Raw genomic sequence first — 2,814 nt, 5'->3', positions numbered from 1 at the left:
CGCCGGTGCCGATGCAGCGACTTAGCGTGCGCGCCCAGAATGTCTTGAAGGAACTCGCGGTCGAGCTCACCGGCGAGCAGCCGCCGAAGGGGACCTGGTCGCCCTCGCGCGAGCTGCTGCTTGCGCTGACGGCCGAGCGACTTGCGACGACGCGCAATTGCGGTCCTCACACGATGCGGGAGATCGTCGACTGGGCGCAGGGCTGTGGCGTGACCATCAGGCCGGTCATCCCGCCCGGCGGCTCGCTGTCGCAGATGTGGGGTGGGTTGATCACCAATGCATCCGACGGCGCCTTGACCAGCGCCGAGATCGTCAGTGCGCTGCAGCGTTCGATCAGGCGGAAGAGTGTTCGTATTCCGATCGCGTTTCAGGTCATCCTGGTGAAGATCCTGCTGTCCAACTACGAATAGGAGAGCTGCAAAAGCCTCCATATTTGTGCATCCGCGACGCCCGCCGGTGGTTCCGGCTGGGCTTCCTTGCTAGTCTCGGCAGCTCCCGCTTCGCCGGCGGGCTGAGGTCGAAGGCACGGATGACTGAATCGAAACGGAAGACTGGACACTCGGCGCGTGCTGCTCCCGCAAAGGGCGGCGCAATGCGTGAGGCCGATTACACGGCGCTTGCCCAATTCCGCCGCCAGTTGCGAACCTTCCTTGCTTTCAGCGAAGCCGCGGCCCAGAACGCCGGGTTGACGCCGCAGCAGCACCAGGCGTTGCTGGCGATCAAGGGATTGGCAGGCCCCGACGGCGCCAGCGTCGGCGACATCGCCGGCTTCCTCCTGATCCGGCACCATACGGCGGTGGAGCTGGTGGATCGCATGGCGAAACTGAAGCTGATCGGCCGGGAAGCCGATCCCGAGGACGCAAGGCGTGTTCTCGTCAAGCTGACGGCCAAGGGCGAGCAGAAGCTGCGGTCGCTGTCGCGCATTCATCTGGACGAGCTGAGTGCCGCCGCTCCCGCCTTGGCCAAGCTCCTGCGATCGTTCCGGGCCAAGGCACGCTGAATAAGCCGCGCCAAATGAGGCGCGCTGAACAAGACACGCTGAAGCGCGGATTCAGGCCGCTGCGCCTTGTGCGGCGAGTTGCGCGGCCTGGTGCTCGGTGGTCAGCGCGTCGGTCAGCTCGCCCAGCGCTTCGCCCGCGATCACCTGCGGCAGCTTGTAGAGCGTCAGATTGATGCGGTGGTCGGTGACGCGCCCTTGCGGAAAATTATAGGTGCGGATGCGCTCAGAGCGGTCGCCGGAGCCGACCTTCTCCTTGCGCTCGGCCGAGCGCGCGGCGTCGACACGCTGGCGCTCGGCGTCGTAGATGCGCGAGCGCAGGATGTTCATGGCGGAGGCACGGTTCTTGTGCTGCGAACGGCTGTCCTGCATCATCACCACGATGCCGGTCGGAATGTGGGTGATGCGGATCGCCGATTCGGTCTTGTTGACGTGCTGGCCGCCGGCTCCTTGCGCGCGCATGGTCTCGATGCGCAGATCGTCGTTCTTGATGTCGACGTCGACATCCTCGACCTCCGGCAGCACGGCGACTGTCGCGGCCGAAGTGTGGATGCGCCCCTGCGTCTCAGTGTCGGGCACGCGCTGCACGCGATGCACGCCGGATTCGAACTTCAGCTTGGAGAACGCGCCGCGCCCCTGCACCTCCGCGATGATTTCCTTGTAGCCGCCGACGGTGCCTTCGCTGGCCGAGATCACCTCGACCTTCCAGCCCTGCAAGGCAGCGAAGCGCTCGTACATCCGGAATAGGTCGCCGGCAAACAGCGAGGCCTCGTCGCCGCCGGTGCCGGCGCGAATTTCCAGCACCACGTTGCGATCGTCCATGGCGTCCTTGGGCAGCAGCGCAACGCGGATCTTCTGGACCAGCTCCTCGATTTTCGGTGCGAGCTCGTCGCGTTCGGCTTCCGCCATGCCGCGCATCTCGGCATCGGTCGCGGGATCGGCGATCAGCGCCTCGGTGTCGGCGAGTTCTTTGACGGCAGCCCGGTAAGCCTTCACCGCTTCGATCAGCGGCGTGATCTCGGCGAGCTCGCGCGTGATCTGCACGTAGCGTTCGGAGGCGAGCTGCCCCAGCGATTCGGCTTCGAGCGAGGCGTGATGCGCGAGCAGGACGTCCAGTTTGGCTTCGGGGAGTGACGACATCGGTTCAGTCTCAAATGGCGGAAGGAGGCGAGGCGGCAGGGAGCGGGACAGGCCCGCTACAATGCCAGGCCTTCGGCCTCGGCAAATTCCGTCAGTTTCTGCCGGATCGAGACGCTGCCCGACGGCGCGTCCAGGAGCGGGCCGAGCATGGCTTCGGCCTTCTTGGCATCGAGATCGATCACCATCGCCTTGACCGGACCGAGCGCGGTTGCCGACAGCGACAGCGAGCGGTAGCCCAGCGCAATCAGGGCCAGCGCGCCGATCGGCTTGGATGCCATCTCGCCGCAGAGCGAGAGCGACTTCTTTGCCGCATGCGATTTGAGCGCGATCTCGCGCAGCGCGCGCAGGATCGGCGCTGACATGGTGTCGAAACGCTCGGAGACTTTTGCGTTGCCGCGGTCGACCGCGAACAGGAACTGGAACAGATCGTTGGAGCCGACCGAGATGAAGTCGACCTTCCGCAGCAGCTCGTCGAGTTGATAGAGCAGGGCCGGGACCTCGACCATGGTGCCGATGTCGATTCGTTCAGGCAGCGTATGGCCGTGCTGACGCAAGTAAGTGAGCTCGCGCTCGACCAGGGCCTTCGCCGAATCGAATTCGGCGACCTCCGAGATCATCGGAAACATGATGCGCAGCGCGCGGCCGCCGCCGGCGCGCAGCAGCGCGCGGATCTGGCC

At 65.4% G+C, this 2,814-nt stretch carries 4 protein-coding genes; 2 read left to right on the top strand and 2 right to left on the bottom strand.

Annotation, left to right across the window (positions count from 1 at the left end):
- Together MOV74_RS35310 and MOV74_RS35305 are read left to right on the top strand one after the other, a co-directional pair.
- A partial coding sequence (locus MOV74_RS35310) for a hypothetical protein (RefSeq protein WP_246931737.1) occupies positions 1-410 on the top strand: 410 nt, incomplete at its 5' end.
- Between the two features lie 119 nt (positions 411-529).
- Positions 530-1,000: a MarR family winged helix-turn-helix transcriptional regulator gene (locus MOV74_RS35305; protein ID WP_246931735.1), complete on the top strand. Its 471-nt coding sequence runs from the start codon at positions 530-532 to the stop codon at positions 998-1,000.
- 51 nt (positions 1,001-1,051) lie between these two features.
- On the opposite strand, the gene prfA is transcribed toward MOV74_RS35305, so the two are convergent.
- On the bottom strand, positions 1,052-2,137 hold the full coding sequence (gene prfA / locus MOV74_RS35300; RefSeq protein ID WP_091966068.1) for a peptide chain release factor 1: 1,086 nt from the start codon (positions 2,135-2,137) through the stop codon (positions 1,052-1,054).
- A 56-nt stretch (positions 2,138-2,193) separates the two neighbouring features.
- A partial coding sequence (locus MOV74_RS35295; RefSeq protein ID WP_309486868.1) for a putative PEP-binding protein occupies positions 2,194-2,814 on the bottom strand: 621 nt, incomplete at its 5' end.

This window comes from Bradyrhizobium sp. SHOUNA76 (assembly GCF_023006445.1).
Classification (GTDB): domain Bacteria; phylum Pseudomonadota; class Alphaproteobacteria; order Rhizobiales; family Xanthobacteraceae; genus Bradyrhizobium.
The sequence above is the reverse complement of the archived record's forward strand: the minus strand, read 5'-3'. Positions and strand labels throughout refer to the sequence as shown.